Genomic DNA, 773 nt, shown 5'->3' on the forward strand with positions numbered 1-773 from the left:
GCAAATAAGTGGACGCCCGCTCAGGACAAAATTACAAATGCAGAAAGCTTTGATCCAAATAAGCATCTAAAGGGCATGATGCATCATCACATATTAGAGGCAGTATACACTTATAAAGATGCTGACGACAAGTTACTAGGGTATGTAGTACGCTTCATCAACAAAAAGGATGGTACAAAACAAACTCTACCTGTCACCTATTGCTACAACGCTGCAAAAGAAGAGCAAGCTTGGCGCTGTAAAGGATTTACTGATAAGGGTGACAAGCCTATCTTTGGCATAGAGAAAGCTACTGTTAGCAGTAAGCCAATATTGATAGTAGAAGGTGAGAAGGCAGCTATAGCTGCATCTAAAATACTACCTGAATATAACGTAGTATCATGGATGGGAGGCAGCAATGCTGCTGATGGAGTCAATTGGAGTCAGCTAAAAGGGCGAGAAGTGATTATATGGGGCGATAATGACAAGGCGGGTTTTAAAGCTGCAGCAGTAATTAAAGATAAGTTAAACAAAGCAAATGATCATATAGGCTTTGTAAGCGTCATTGATCCAAAAAGACTACAATTTGGCGGCAGTACTCACAAAGATTTACTACCTGAGAAATGGGACTTAGCAGATAGATTACCTGATGGTATGACCACCTCAAATATTAAAGAGGCAATAGAAAACGTTAAAGCTGCTCATTTAGATTTAAACCAAATACAGAATGTCATTCGGAACACTAACGCTTCAGATGCTTCTCAGCAGTTAGTGGAGCGTAATATTTGGCAGGA

General features: G+C 40.0%; 1 protein-coding gene. It reads left to right on the top strand.

The genetic code is table 11. The features are described 5' to 3' along the window. On the top strand, positions 1-773 hold a 773-nt coding region (locus tag KYQ89_RS07965; RefSeq protein ID WP_256621470.1), incomplete at both ends, for a toprim domain-containing protein.

The sequence above is a fragment of the Rickettsia sp. TH2014 genome, from assembly GCF_019249195.1.
Taxonomy (GTDB): Bacteria; Pseudomonadota; Alphaproteobacteria; order Rickettsiales; family Rickettsiaceae; genus Rickettsia; species Rickettsia felis.